Origin of the sequence: Bradyrhizobium sp. RT6a (assembly GCF_040547675.1) — a bacterium.
Lineage (GTDB): Bacteria > Pseudomonadota > Alphaproteobacteria > Rhizobiales > Xanthobacteraceae > Bradyrhizobium.
In genome coordinates, this window is sequence record NZ_JBEPQC010000001.1 from 1,433,574 (window position 1) to 1,446,562 (window position 12,989).

Below are 12,989 nucleotides of genomic sequence, written 5' to 3' on the forward strand. Positions count from 1 at the left end.
TGGCAAGTCAAAACGGGCGCTCAATATCGTCTCAGCAGGCCGCGCTCCACGCTGGTATCGCCATAGGCAGCGCAGGCGCCTTTCGGGTCTCTGATCAAGTCTCCACGAACACGCCTGAACGCTTTGACGGCCGCGTCGGACACCTCGAGGCGGGATTTGCTGGGATCAGAGGTCTCGCCATCGCGGGCCTTGATGGCCGCCGCATAGGCGTCGATCATCGCCATCGCGGCATCCGTGCTGCCGAGAAGTCGGGCGCCGAGCTGGACACTGCCGGCGCCATTGACCTCGTAGCCGACGCATCGTTGTTCGAGCACCGCGGACGCGGTGACAAGCTGGTCGAGAAACATCGCCTCGGCGTCGCTGAGCATCGCGGCTCGCGCCGGGCCCGACATGATCAACGCGAGCAGTACGACGGCTGGCAATTTGATTTTCATTGTCCTGACTCGCGCTGCCGCAATCGAACCGTAGTCGAGGCACCGGTTGCCGAATGCGATCGCGCCGATCGAGAACCAAATGCCGAAGGCATGGTTGACCTAGATCAATGGGCAGGGCGGCCAAGCCAAAGCTCAGCCCTTGCATGCGCTCGTTCTCAGTGAACCGAGGCACCGCGTCGAGATTGCCATCAAAACCTTTTGTCAACCCATCGAAATAGCGCGCCGTCGGAAATAGATAGGACCGACGCCCAGCGGCGAATCGCACATTCTTCCCCGTATTCCCTCCCGACTGAAATGCCATGACCGAACAAACCCTGACCGAGCCGATCGTCGAGACGCAGGAGCTGTCCCGCGGCTTCTCGCGCTACCAAGCGATCCTCGTCGCGCTGCTGGCGCTGGTCCAGTTCACGATCATCATCGATTTCATGATCATGTCGCCGCTCGGCGCCATCATGATGCCGGCGCTCGATATATCGGCCGCTCAGTTTGGGGTGGCGGTCTCGGCCTATGCGTTCAGCGCGGGAATTTCCGGCATCCTGGCGGCCGGCTTTGCCGACCGGTTCGATCGCAAGCGGCTACTGTTGTTCTTCTATGCCGGCTTTACCCTTGGCACGGCGCTGTGCGCGATCGCGCCCAACTATCATCTGTTGCTGCTGGGGCGGATCGTGACCGGCCTGTTCGGCGGCGTGATCGGCTCGGTCGTGCTCGCCATCGTGACCGATCTGTTTACGCTGCAATTGCGCGGCCGCGTCATGGGTTTCGTGCAAACCGCCTTCGCCGCAAGCCAGGTGCTGGGCATCCCGGCCGGTCTTTTCCTCGCCAACCAGTGGAACTGGCACGTCGCGTTCGGCGCACTGGTCGGCCTGTCGGTGATCGGGATGGTCTCCGTGATGTTCCTGATGAAGCCGGTGAACGGCCATCTCGGGCTGAAGCAGGATAGAAATCCGTTCCGGCATCTGATCGCGACGGTCTCGCAGCCGCGCTATTGGATGGCGTTTTCGGTAACGACCCTGCTGGCGACCGGCGGCTACATGCTGATGCCGTTCGGCAGCGCCTACACCGTGCACAATCTCGGCATCGACATCGTGCATCTGCCGACGATCTATCTCGTCTCCGGCCTGTTCAGCATTGTCATCGGCCCGCTGGTGGGACGCGCGAGCGATGCCTTCGGCAAATACCCCACCTTCGTCTTCGGCAGCGCCATGTCCATCGTCATGGTGCTGATCTACACCCATCTCGGCGAGGTGAGCCTGACGGTCGCGATCCTGGTCAACGTCCTGATGTTCGTCGGCATCTTCTCCCGCATGATTCCGTCACAGGCGCTGATTTCCGCAATCCCCGAGCCGGCGCAACGCGGCTCCTTCAGCGCGGTCGGCGCGTCGCTGCAACAGCTCTCCGGCGGGCTCGGCTCCGTGCTCGCCGCCGCGCTCATTGCGCAAGAGGCCGACGGTACGCTGCGGCATTTCGACCGGCTGGGATACGTCGTCGTAACGACGGCGGTGATTTCCCTGATTCTGATGTATTTCGTGCAGCGGCCCATCGCGGCCCAGGCCGGCAAACGCGTGGTCTAGGGCGTCGACCCCGACGCCCTAGATTTGCGAATACGCCTTACCGCTTGGTCCAATCGATGATGCGACTTGTGTCGCCGTCGAACTCGTTGCTGCAGAACGCGCCGCCCTGACAGTAATCGCCGACCGGATCGGGCTTCAGCTTGGCCTGCTCCGCCATCGCATGCGCCACGTGGTCCTCGGAGCGCCCCGTCGGGCGGTAGCCGAACTCGTAGGCGCGGTGGTTGTCCCACCAGGCGCGCTCGTTCAGGGACACGCCGTAGAACACCTCGAAATGAATGTCGGGATGCTCGAGCCCGATCTGGCAGAGCTGCACCAGGTCTTCCGGCTTCAGCCAGATCGAGATGCGGCGAAGGTCCAGCGGCACGTCGCCGAAATTGCCAATACGAAGGCAAGTCACCTTCAAGCCATGCTTGTCGGCATAGAGCGCGCCGACCGCTTCGCCGAACACCTTGCTGACGCCATAGCGGCCGTCGGGGCGCGGGGTCACGTCGGTGCCAATCTTGTGGTCGCGGGGATAGAATCCGACGGCATGGTTCGAGGAGGCGAACACCACGCGCTTGACGCCCTTGCGATACGCCGCCTCGAACAGATTGTAGCCGCCGATGATGTTGGCCTGGAGGATGTCGTCCCAGGGGCCTTCGACCGAATAGCCGCCGAAATGGATGATGCCGTCGACGCCCTCGCAGATCGCCTCGCACTGCGCCAAGTCAGAGAGGTCCGCCGCCTTGAATTGTTCGTTGGGGCCGAGATCGGCCGGCGGGCGGATGTCGCTGAGCAGCAGGTCCGGATAGATCGGCGGCAACAGTTGTCGCAAACGCGTTCCAATCCCGCCCGAAGCTCCCGTCATCAAAATGCGCGGCATGTCTGTCCTCGTATGTAGCGACCGATTTGCGGCCGTAGATATCTGATGCTAGCAGACTTGGACAGAGGGAACGCAACAACGAGAATTGCACATGAACGATGCATCGTCCCAGAACCAAGGATCGCAGCAAGGCTGGCGGCCGGCGACCTATTACCCCGATCCGGCGATCCGCGCCCTCGACCCCCGCTTCGAAAAATACTGGCTGAAACTCTCGGCGGTGGAGCGGCTGACGACCGGCCTGCGCTGGGCCGAGGGTCCGGTGTGGTTCGGCGACGGGCGCTATCTCCTGTGCAGCGACATTCCGAACCAGCGCATTGTCAAATGGGAGGAGGAGACCGGCGCCGTCAGCGTGTTCCGCAAGCCGTCCAATTTCGCCAACGGCAACACCAGGGATCGCCAGGGCCGGCTCGTCACCTGCGAGCATGGCGGGCGACGCGTCACCCGCACCGAATATGACGGTAGCATCACCGTGCTGATGGACTCGTTCGGCGGCAAGCAGCTCAACTCGCCGAACGACGTCGTGGTGAAGTCCGACGGCGCGATCTGGTTCACCGATCCGACCTTCGGCCTGTTAGGCAACTACGAGGGCTACAAGGCCGAGCCGGAAATTGATCCGAACGTCTACCGGCTCGACCCCACAACCCGCAAGGCGACCATCGTCGCCGAAGGCGTGCTCGGGCCGAACGGGCTGTGCTTCTCGCCGGACGAGAAAATCCTCTACGTCGTGGAATCACGCGGCGTGCCAAACCGCAAGATCCTCGCCTATGACGTCTCGGCGGACGGCACCACGATCTCGAACAAGCGCGTCTTCATCGACGCAGGCCCGGGCACGCCTGATGGCATGCGCTGCGACATCGACGGGAATCTCTGGTGCGGCTGGGGCATGGGCGATCCCGAGCTCGACGGGGTCGTGGTGTTCGCGCCCGACGGCGTCATGATCGGCCGCATCGCGCTGCCCGAGCGCTGCGCCAATCTCTGCTTCGGCGGCGTCAAGCGCAACCGCCTGTTCATGGCCGCGAGCCAATCGATCTACGCGCTGTATGTGAACACGCAAGGCGCGGTGGGGGGATAGTTTCGCCGCCGTCACGCCTCTCGTCATTGCGAGCGAAGCGAAGCAATCCAGAATCTTTCCGCGGAGGCAGCCTGGATTGCTTCGTCGGTACGCTCCTCGCAATGACGAAAGATAGAACAAAAACGCCGGAGCGGTTTCCCGCTCCGGCGTCATGTTTACTAAGGCGCTAAAACCTACGCCGCGTTGAAGCCCGCAACCGCCTTCACTTCGAGGAAGTCCTCGAGGCCGTACTTGCCCCACTCGCGGCCGTTGCCGGACTGCTTGTAGCCGCCGAACGGCGCAGAGCGGTCGTTGGGCACGCCCTGCAGATTGACGTTGCCGGCGCGGATCTGACGACCGACGCGCTTGGCGTCCTCGACGGACGCACCGGTGACATAGCCGGCAAGCCCATAGGGCGTGTCGTTGGCGATGTGCACGGCCTCGGCTTCGTCCTTGGCGCCGATGATGGTCAGCACCGGTCCGAAGATCTCTTCACGCGCAATCGTCATGTCGGGGGTGACATCGGCGAAGATGGTCGGGCGGACATAGAAGCCCTTGTTGACGCCCTCGGGCAGGCCCGGGCCGCCCGACACGAGCGTTGCGCCCTCGTCGATGCCCTTCTTGATCAGGCCCTGGATCTTGTCCCACTGGCCGCGGTTGACCACGGGACCGATGGTGGTGCCTTCGGCGCGCGGATCGCCCGCCTTGGTCTTGTCGGCGACAGCCTTCGCGATCGCGGCGACTTCCTTCATCTTCGAGGCCGGCACGATCATGCGCGAGGGCGCGTTGCAGGACTGGCCGGAGTTGTTGAACATGTGCATCACGCCACCGGTCACCGCCTTCGTGAGGTCGGCGCCTTCGAGGATGACGTTCGGCGACTTGCCACCGAGCTCCTGGCTGACGCGCTTCACGGTAGGTGCCGCACGCTTGGCCACGTCGATACCGGCGCGGGTCGAGCCGGTGAACGAGATCATGTCGATGTCGGGATGCTCGCTCATTGCAGCGCCGACCTCGGGGCCGAGACCGTTGACGAGGTTGAACACGCCCTTCGGCACGCCGGCTTCATGGAGGATTTCCGCGAAGATCAGCGCCGAGGTCGGGGTGAACTCCGACGGCTTCAGGATCATGGTACAGCCGGCGGCGAGCGCGGGCGCGACCTTGCAGGCGATCTGGTTGAGCGGCCAGTTCCAGGGCGTGATCATGCCGACCACACCGACCGGCTCGCGCAGCACCATGGCGGTGCCGACCGGTTCCTCGAAATGATAGTTCTTGAGCACGTCGAGCGTGGTCATGAGGTGGCCGAGACCAGCGCCGGCCTGGAGCTTCTCCGCCATCGGCAGCGGCGCACCCATTTCGTCGGAGACGGCAGCGCCGATCTCCTTGAGACGGCCCTTGTAGATCTCGATGACTTTGGTGAGCAGCGCGACGCGCTCGTCACGGCTGGTCTGGGAGAACGTCACGAACGCGCGCTTGGCGGCGGCAACGGCTTTGTCAACGTCGGCCTTGGAGCCCAGCGCAACCTCGTACATCGTCTCTTCCGTCGCCGGATTGACCACGGCGGTGGACTTCTTGACGGCGGGATCGACCCAGGCGCCGTCGATGTAGAATTGCATGCGATTGACCATAGTGAACCTCTTCTTGGGGGCTTGGGGGGCGTTTCGGCAGGCATCCTTGCACGAAAGCGCCGGCAATTGAACCCGCCATATGCGGGGCCAGCGTTGCGGCGGACGGAGGTTATATGAGCCGATGGCGGGAGCGAGGCAAGGTGGCCATGGACGTCGTCCTGGCGAAAGCCAGGACCCATTACCACAAGGGCCAGTTAGTTTGCTCTGGCGTCTGCCGCCTGCAACAACTGCCGCGGCGTATGGGTCCTGGCCCCCCGTGCGCAATTGCGCACTAGGCCAGGACGACGACCGAGAACTAAACAGCCATCTTCCGATGCAGCACCGGCGCGCCGGTGGTGAGGCTTTCGGCCGCATCGATGATGGCGTTGGCGTCGATGCCGTGGTGGCGGTAGAGGTCGGCGATAGTGCCGGTCTGCCCGAACTGCTCGACGCCGAGCGCCTCGACGCGATGGCCGCGGACGCTGCCGAGCCAGCCGAGCGCCGCCGGATGGCCGTCGATCACGGTCACGATGCCGCAGTCGCGCGGCAGCGGCGCGAGCAGTCTTTCGATGTGGCTGAGATGCTGCACGCCTCTACGATCACGGCGCAATTTCCGTGCGGCGGTCCACCCCGCATGCAGACGATCCGCGGATGTGATCGCGAGCAGCCCGATGTCGCGCCGGCTCTCGCCGATGAAGCCGGTCGCCTCGATCGCTTCCGGCGCAACGGCGCCGGTATAGGCGATGACGGCTTCGGCGTTGGGGCCCGGCTTGCGCAGCCAATAGGCGCCGTCGGTAATGCCCTGTGCGAGCTCGGGCGTCATGATCCGCTGCGCCTGCTCGATGCTGCGCGTCGAGAGCCGCAAATAGACCGAGCCGCCCTCGCCCGGATCGCGCTGCATGTGGTTGAATCCCCACCCCATGATCACGGCGAGCTCGTCGACGAAGGCCGGCTCGAACGAGGCAAGGCCGTCCTGCGCCATGCCGATCAGAGGCGTTGCGATCGACTGATGCGCGCCGCCTTCGGGCGCCAGCGTGATCCCTGATGGGGTCGCCGCCACCATGAAGCGCGCATCCTGGTAGCAGGCATAGTTCAGCGCATCGAGACCGCGCTCGATGAAGGGATCGTAGAGCGTACCGACCGGCAGCAGCCGCTCGCCGTTGATCTGGTGCGACAGGCCGAGCGCCGAGAGCATGATGAACAGGTTCATCTCGGCGATGCCGAGTTCGAGATGCTGGCCCTTGGGCGAGAACTCCCAGTTGAAGGTGGATGGAATTTTCTCGCTGCGGAATAAGTCCGCCTTCTCGCCGCGCGCGAACAGGCCGCGCCGGTTCACCCACGGACCGAGATTGGTCGAGACGGTGACGTCAGGCGACGTTGTCACGATGCGCCTGGCAAGCTCGCTGTCGCCGCGCGCGATCTCGTTCAGCACCAGCCCAAAACCCTGCTGGGTCGACATCTGCGGCGCCGGCTTGAAGGCGAGCTGCGACGGCACCTCGATCACAGGCGCGGTGAGCCGGCGGCCGTCCTGGTTGAACGGCACCCGCGCGAGGAAGGCGTCGAGCTCGGCGGCACTTTGCGCGAGGCCCTCGTATCTGTCCCATTCGTGTCCGGGCCGGATGTTCTGGCTGTCGCGATATTTCTCCATCTGCGCGACCGTCATCAGGCCGGCGTGATTGTCCTTGTGGCCCTGGAACGGCAGGCCGACGCCCTTGATGGTGTAGGCGATGAAGCAGACCGGACGATCGTGATCGATGGATTCGAAGGCGTCCAGCATGCTCGCCATGTCGTGGCCGCCGAGGTTCGACATCAGCGCCAGCAATTCGTCGTCGCTGCGCCTGTCGATCAGTTTGGTGATGGGGCCCTGATCGCCGATCTCGTCGTGAAGATGTTTGCGGAACGCCGCGCCGCCCTGGAAACACAGCGCGGCGTAGAGCGCGTTCGGGCAATTGTCGATCCAGCGCTTCAACGCCTCGCCGCCGGCTTCCGCAAAGGCCTCGCGCATCAGCCGGCCGTACTTCACGATCACCACGTCCCAGCCGAAATTGCGGAACACGGTCTCGAACTTTTCCCACAGACCCTCGCGGACGACGGCGTCCAGCGACTGCCTGTTGTAGTCGACCACCCACCAGGTGTTGCGCAGCCCGTGCTTCCAGCCTTCCGCGAGCGCCTCGAAAATATTGCCCTCGTCCATCTCGGCGTCGCCGACCAGCGCAATCATCCGCCCTTCGCGGCGATCCTTCATCCAGCCATGCGCCTTGACGTAGTCCTGCACCAGCGAGGCGAACAGCGTCTGCGCAACACCGAGGCCGACCGAGCCGGTGGAGAAATCGACGTCGTCGACGTCCTTGGTGCGCGAGGGATAGGACTGCGCGCCCTTGAAGCCACGAAAATTCTCCAGCTTCTCGCGGCTCTGCCGGCCGAACAGATACTGGATGGCGTGGAACACCGGGCTCGCATGCGGCTTAACCGCGACGCGATCCTCGGGTTTCAGCAAGTGGAAATACAGCGCCGACATGATGGTGGCGAGCGAGGCCGACGAGGCCTGATGTCCGCCGACCTTCAGGCCGTCCGCGTTCGCGCGGACGTGATTGGCGTGATGGATGGTCCATGACGACAGCCACAGCGCCTTGCGGGCGAGCGCGGTCAATGTGTCGAGGCGGGCGGTATCGACGGGCATGGCAATGCTCCCGGAAAACAGGTGCCCGATGATACCCCCGGGGGAAGCGCCAAACTTCTCAATTTTTTGCGCAATACCAGCCAAGATGGGGATACCTTACCAATCAGCTGCCAAAAACGACAGGTTCATCCTAATGCCCGATCTCGACGCCATCGACCGAAAAATCCTCGCTCTGCTCCAGACCGACAGCCGGCTGACCATGCAGGAACTCGCCGACAAGGTCGGGCTGTCGGTGTCGCCGTGCCATCGCCGGGTCAAACTGCTCGAGGAACGCGGCGTCATCTCGCGCTACATCGCTACCGTCGATCAGAAGGCGCTGGGGCTGCATGTCAGCGTCTTCATCTCGATCAAGCTGGCGCGGCAGAAGGAGGAGGATCTCAACCGCTTCGCGCGGGCGATCTCGAAATGGGAGGAGGTGCTGGAGTGCTATCTGATGACCGGCAACCGCGACTACCTCCTGCGCGTCGTCGCGGCCGACCTTGCCTCCTACGAGACTTTCCTGAAGACCAAGCTGACCCGGCTCGACGGCATCGCCTCGATCGAATCAAGCTTTGCGCTCAGCCAGGTGAAGTACTCGATCGCGCTGCCGGTGTAAGGCATCATCGCCACGGCTGCACGATGATCTTGGTGTGGGCCTCAGGATTGGCGAGATCGGCGAAAGCATTTGCGACGCCGTCGATGCCGACCTCGGCGGTCACCATCGCCGCCGCATCCACCTGCCCTTCCGCGATCAGGCGCAGTGACGCCGCGAATTCGTCCGGCGTGTAGCCGAGCACATACTGGACATTGAGCTCCTTCATGATCCCGAGCATGGGCTCGCTCCTGTCGGTCTCCATGCAGACGCCGACCACGACGATCCTCGCATCGCGCGGCGCGCCTTCGAACACCTGTTGCAACAGACCGGGCACGCCGACGCATTCGAAGATGATCGCGGGCTTCAGCGCGGGCAGCATCGCCTGCAACGGCGGGCGCGCCGCCTTCTCCCCATCCGACATCTGCGCATGCTCGGCCCAGGTCGCATAGGGCTGCGACACCCTGGGATCCACGACGATATCGGCACCGAGTTTTGCCGCAAGCGCGCGCCGCGCCGGCGAATAGTCGGCGGCGACGATCGGATGCAGGCCCTTGAGCTTCAGCGCCGCAATCACCGCCAGCCCGACCGGGCCGCAGCCGATCACGAGCGGCACCTCGCCGCCACGGATGTTGGCCTTGGCGACCGCATGAACGCCGACCGCGAGCGGTTCGGTGAGCGCGGCATGCTCCGGCGCGAGACCGTTGGGCACCTCGAGCAGCAGCGCTTCGCTCAGCAGCATCGCCTCGGCGTAGCCGCCGATGTTGTCGTTGGAATAGCCGATGCCTTCGATACCCGCAGGCGTCACCAGCGCCGGCAGCGAGCAGACGCGCGTGCCGGGCGTGAGCTTGCGCGCGGTGCCGGGACCATAGTCGACGACCTCGCAGCAGAATTCGTGGCCGAACACGACGTCGCGGGCGAGGTCCATCGGCTTGCGCCCGGTCTTCCGCGCCATCTCCACCATGCGGTGGGCGTGCTGGCGCGCGTGCAGGTCGGAACCGCAGATGCCGCAGGCGAGCGTCTTGACCAGAACCTGGCCGGGGCCGGGCTTTGGCTCGGCCATCCGATCGACGACAATCTCACCGTTCCTGAAAATCGCAGCGCGCATCCGGCTCCTCCCGTCTTGTTGGAGCCGTTGATAGCACGAAGCGGACGCGCGAACTTGCGTCAGGGGTTCGGGGAACGCTCTTCCATGATCAGGAGTTGGGCGCGTCGGATGCGCTCGCGATGGGCGATGTAGAGGCCGCTGGCCACGATGAAGGCCGCGCCGGTGACGGTCCAGACATCAGGCACTTCGCCGAACAGGAAGAAGCCCAAAATGCTGACCCACAGCAATTGCGTATACGAGAACGGCGCCAGCACCGAGGCATCGCCGTAGCGATAGGCCAGGACGATGATCCACTGGCCGACGGTGGAGGCGACGCCGATCACGATCCCAAGCCCGATCGCGGTCCAGGTCGGTGTGACCCAGATGAATGGTACCATCAGAGAGAGGATCGCAACGCCTGTCAGCGCCGAATAGGCCATCGTGGTGAGGACGGCTTCACGCCCGCTCATCATGCGCGTCAGGATCAGCGCCGCAGCCCAGCAGAACGCCGAGACGATCGGGAAGAACGCGGCGGCGTGAAACGCGCTGGAGCCCGGGCGCAGGATGATCAGCACGCCCGTCAGGCCGATCGCGGTCGCGATCCAGCGGCGCATTCCGACTTTCTCGCTCAGGAACACGATCGAGAGCGCGGTGACGAACAGCGGCGAGACAAAGCCGGTCGCGGACGCTTCCGCGATCGGCAGGAAGCTCAGGCCGGTGATGAAGAACAGAGAAGAGCCGAGCAATGCCGCGCCGCGCATCAGCTGCAGGCCGAGACGCTCGGTGCGCATGGCATGAAGCGGCGAGCCCGGCAGCATCACCGGCGTGAACATCAGCGCGAATGTCACGAAGCGGATCCAGGTGATTTCGATCGACGGCAGGCTCGACGACAGATATTTCGCGGTGACATCGGAGCAGCCGAGAAAGATCGTCGACAGAAGCACCAGCGCGATGCCCTTGAAGGGATGATCGACGCGCGCCGGCGCGCGGCGCGCCTGCGGCTTCTTTTCCGGCATGGACATGGGAATACTGTCGAGCCTTGCGGCTGCGGCGGGCGGCGGGGTCACGGCTGGAACCTAGAAATGCGAATCGGGAATGATCGTAAAAAACGATAATTGCGCCGCTTTCACAACTTCCGAAAACAGGATGCCGATATGCGCTCACGTCCGCGCGCGTCAAGACTCCATTAATAATAGGCGTTTGTGCACTACAGCATGGGCAGGCCGCGCGGCTTCGGACCGCGCGGAAACGCCGCATCCAGCACCGCAATCTCGTCTTTCGTCAGCACGAGATCGCCGGCCGCGGCGTTTTCGCCGGCATGTTCCGCGGACGACGCCTTCGGGATCGCGAACACCGTAGTCGCACGGGTGAGGAAGCTCAGTGCGACCTGGCGCGGCGTCGCGCGACGCGCCTCCGCGATGCGCGCCAGCACCGCGCCGCCCTTGCTGTTGCTCGCAGGGAAATCGTCGTGGCCGAATGGCGAATAAGCAACCACAGCGACACCATGCTGTTCGCACCACGGGATCACCGTGTGCTCGATCGCGCGTTCCTTCAGATGATAGAGCACCTGATTGCAGGCGATGCGGTCTTCGCCGGCAGCGTCGAGCATCTCGTCGAGATCGTCGGCGTCGAAATTGGAGACGCCCCAGGATTTGATCTTGCCGGCCTTCACCAGTTCCTCGAATGCGGCGACGGTGTCCTCCAGCAGATACGAGCCGCGCCAGTGCAGCAGATAGCAATCGAGCCGGTCAGTCTTCAGCCGCTTCAGCGAGCGCTCACAGGCGGTGATGGTTCCGCGGCGCGAGGCGTTGCTCGGCAGCACCTTTGACACGAGGAACACCTCGTCGCGTCGGCCCGCGATCGCATCGGCGATGACGAGCTCGGCATCGCCATACATTTCGGCGGTGTCGATGTGGGTCATGCCGAGATCGAGCCCGCGCTGCAGCGCCGTGACCGCGCGCTTGCGGTCGCCATGGTCGAGATACCAAGTGCCCTGCCCGATGACGGGGACGCTGGCGCCGGTTTTGCCGAAGGGTTTCGTGTTCATATTTGCTCCGATACCGCTCGCTCGCTCAGGCAACCGCCATCGAGCTCAAGAGTTCAATCCGCCGATGTCAGCGACCAGTACGCTACCGGTCGCAGACTCCGTGATGTAGAGCTGATCTTTGTTCGCGCCACCGATCGTGACATTGGTGCAATTCGGCCCTGCACACGACTTGACCCGCGCAATCAATTCGCCGTTGGGCGCGAACACGAAGACGTGGCCGAGCGAGGCGTGACCGACGAACAGCCGGCCCTTGGCATCCATGGTCATGCCATCCGGGCCGCTGGTGCCGAACAGCGAGCAGAAGCGGCCGACCTTCGACACGCTGCCGTCCTTCATGAACGGCAACCGCCACACCGCGTTGTCGCGCGTCATCGCGACGAACAGCACGGTCTCGGTTGGATCGAGCACCAGACCATTCGGGCTGATACCGGTGTCAACAAGGCAATCGAGCCGGCCGCTTTGCGTCAGGCGATAGACGCGGCCGCTGGGGTCATGCAGGCCGGTCTGCCCCTGGTCGGTGAAATAGATGTCGCCGTTGGAAGCGAGATGCAGGTCGTTGCAGCCGCGGAATGATTCCGAATTGCGCGCCGTCAGCACCGGCGCCATGCGCCCTGCCTTGGCGTCGAACTCCATGATGCCGTGCCTGTAGTCGGCGACCAGGATACGGCTGTCGGCCGCGATCTTCAGTCCGTTCGGCCAGCCCTGATATTCAATCGCCAGCGACCACTCGCCATCAGGCGCGATGCGGAAGATGCGGCCGAAGGGAATGTCGACGATGTAGAGATTGCCATCCCTGTCAAACGACGGCCCCTCGATGAAGGAGTCCGTCGGCACACCCGGCCGGTTGGCATCGGCCCAATCGGTGCGCTCGCCCTTGCGGCGGAATTTGTCTGGCATGGCGGAGAAGAGCCTGGTCTCGATCAGGCGCGGGGGCGTTTCCAAGTACATCATTGTTGTTTTTGTCGTTGTTGATGGGAGAGCGCGGCACCATAGGGCACAATGGGACGTGCGTCGATTGGGCCGAGGCATAGCGCCCCGGCCTCGCTGTCATTCCCCGCGACCCGGCTACGCCAAGGCTTCGC

The 12,989-nt window shown here is 64.0% G+C and carries 11 protein-coding genes; 3 read left to right on the plus strand and 8 right to left on the minus strand.

All coding sequences use genetic code 11. The annotated features are described in order from the left end of the window. Positions 1 to 20: 20 nt before the first annotated feature. On the minus strand, positions 21 to 434 hold the full coding sequence (locus tag ABIC03_RS06820) for a hypothetical protein (RefSeq protein ID WP_354056573.1): 414 nt from the start codon (positions 432 to 434) through the stop codon (positions 21 to 23). A gap of 299 nt (positions 435 to 733) precedes the next feature. On the opposite strand from ABIC03_RS06820, the gene ABIC03_RS06825 reads away from it, so the two are divergent. Continuing rightward, positions 734 to 2,005, plus strand: a complete 1,272-nt coding sequence (locus ABIC03_RS06825) for an MFS transporter (RefSeq protein ID WP_354056575.1) — start codon at positions 734 to 736, stop codon at positions 2,003 to 2,005. 37 nt (positions 2,006 to 2,042) lie between these two features. Here ABIC03_RS06825 and ABIC03_RS06830 read toward each other — a convergent pair whose 3' ends face one another. Continuing rightward, on the minus strand, positions 2,043 to 2,867 hold the full coding sequence (locus ABIC03_RS06830) for an NAD-dependent epimerase/dehydratase family protein (protein WP_354056577.1): 825 nt from the start codon (positions 2,865 to 2,867) through the stop codon (positions 2,043 to 2,045). A 91-nt stretch (positions 2,868 to 2,958) separates the two neighbouring features. Between ABIC03_RS06830 and ABIC03_RS06835 the strand changes: the two genes are divergently transcribed. After that, positions 2,959 to 3,939: an SMP-30/gluconolactonase/LRE family protein gene (locus ABIC03_RS06835; RefSeq protein ID WP_354056579.1), complete on the plus strand. Its 981-nt coding sequence runs from the start codon at positions 2,959 to 2,961 to the stop codon at positions 3,937 to 3,939. Between the two features lie 173 nt (positions 3,940 to 4,112). Here ABIC03_RS06835 and ABIC03_RS06840 read toward each other — a convergent pair whose 3' ends face one another. Both ABIC03_RS06840 and ABIC03_RS06845 read right to left on the minus strand, forming a co-directional pair. Next, on the minus strand, positions 4,113 to 5,543 hold the full coding sequence (locus tag ABIC03_RS06840; protein WP_354056581.1) for an aldehyde dehydrogenase family protein: 1,431 nt from the start codon (positions 5,541 to 5,543) through the stop codon (positions 4,113 to 4,115). A 295-nt stretch (positions 5,544 to 5,838) separates the two neighbouring features. Beyond that, positions 5,839 to 8,202, minus strand: a complete 2,364-nt coding sequence (locus tag ABIC03_RS06845; RefSeq protein WP_354056583.1) for a thiamine pyrophosphate-binding protein — start codon at positions 8,200 to 8,202, stop codon at positions 5,839 to 5,841. Positions 8,203 to 8,335: 133 nt separating this feature from the next. Between ABIC03_RS06845 and ABIC03_RS06850 the strand changes: the two genes are divergently transcribed. Beyond that, a complete protein-coding gene (locus tag ABIC03_RS06850; protein ID WP_354056585.1) occupies positions 8,336 to 8,797 on the plus strand; it encodes an Lrp/AsnC family transcriptional regulator in 462 nt (153 codons plus the stop codon). 4 nt (positions 8,798 to 8,801) lie between these two features. Here ABIC03_RS06850 and ABIC03_RS06855 read toward each other — a convergent pair whose 3' ends face one another. From ABIC03_RS06855 to ABIC03_RS06870, 4 genes are all read right to left on the minus strand, one after another. Continuing rightward, on the minus strand, positions 8,802 to 9,881 hold the full coding sequence (locus ABIC03_RS06855; RefSeq protein ID WP_354056587.1) for a zinc-binding dehydrogenase: 1,080 nt from the start codon (positions 9,879 to 9,881) through the stop codon (positions 8,802 to 8,804). Positions 9,882 to 9,940: 59 nt separating this feature from the next. Next, positions 9,941 to 10,882 (minus strand): DMT family transporter, encoded by a 942-nt coding sequence (locus ABIC03_RS06860; RefSeq protein WP_354056589.1) that lies wholly within the window; start codon positions 10,880 to 10,882, stop codon positions 9,941 to 9,943. A gap of 185 nt (positions 10,883 to 11,067) precedes the next feature. Then, complete coding sequence (locus tag ABIC03_RS06865) at positions 11,068 to 11,907, minus strand: aldo/keto reductase (protein ID WP_354056591.1); 840 nt, start codon at positions 11,905 to 11,907, stop codon at positions 11,068 to 11,070. A 45-nt stretch (positions 11,908 to 11,952) separates the two neighbouring features. Further along, a complete protein-coding gene (locus ABIC03_RS06870) occupies positions 11,953 to 12,855 on the minus strand; it encodes an SMP-30/gluconolactonase/LRE family protein (RefSeq protein ID WP_354057525.1) in 903 nt (300 codons plus the stop codon). Between the last annotated feature and the right edge of the window lie 134 nt (positions 12,856 to 12,989).